This window comes from Pseudoalteromonas sp. NBT06-2, assembly GCF_002276045.1.
In the GTDB taxonomy this organism is placed as follows: domain Bacteria; phylum Pseudomonadota; class Gammaproteobacteria; order Enterobacterales; family Alteromonadaceae; genus Pseudoalteromonas.
Window position 1 is genome coordinate 1 of the sequence record NZ_NQMR01000363.1, and the last position, 587, is coordinate 587.

1 protein-coding gene is annotated in these 587 nt (G+C 36.3%); it reads right to left on the reverse strand.

All coding sequences use genetic code 11. The features are described 5' to 3' along the window. Positions 1 to 71 precede the first annotated feature (71 nt). On the reverse strand, positions 72 to 494 hold the full coding sequence (locus CJF42_RS26070) for a hypothetical protein (RefSeq protein ID WP_170940787.1): 423 nt from the start codon (positions 492 to 494) through the stop codon (positions 72 to 74). Positions 495 to 587 lie beyond the last annotated feature (93 nt).

A 587-nucleotide genomic window follows, 5' to 3' on the forward strand; every position in this document is an offset into this window, starting at 1 on the left:
AGATTAAAAACTAAATTGTGCCAATAGCAGACGTTCGCTAACGTCGGTTCATTGATGCGCTTGTTTGGTGTTTAGTCGCTAAAACTAAATAAATGACTCTTCTTTATTAATGGCTTAAACCTTTTCACTGCACCATTATTTTTATGATAAAGGATATATGTGTAATCCCATGTTTCAGCTAACACTGCATTTAACGAAGGAATAATAATAGTTGTGAAATTCATTTGCCCTCTTTCCATATCTTCTTCATATGTGGGCAAATAATTATCTAGATCTTCAAGTTTATTAATAGTCTCGTTTTCTAAATTAACAGCGTACATTTCATATTCTGAATGGAGCAACCGTACTAGATGATTAAACCTCTCCCATTCAGATTCGGTTACTTCATCGAGCTTGTAACATTCTTCTCGCCCCAGCCAGCCATCCCATAAGGAAATGAACTCCTGAGTAAACTCTTCTTTTACTTCCCAATCTTCAAAATACTCAGAGATCACAGAAACTCCTAACAACTAATCGTGTTGGCGGCTTAGTAAATAACGTAATTGACTAATGACGGTTGTTCGCTCTGAGCTGAACTTCGCAAAAGT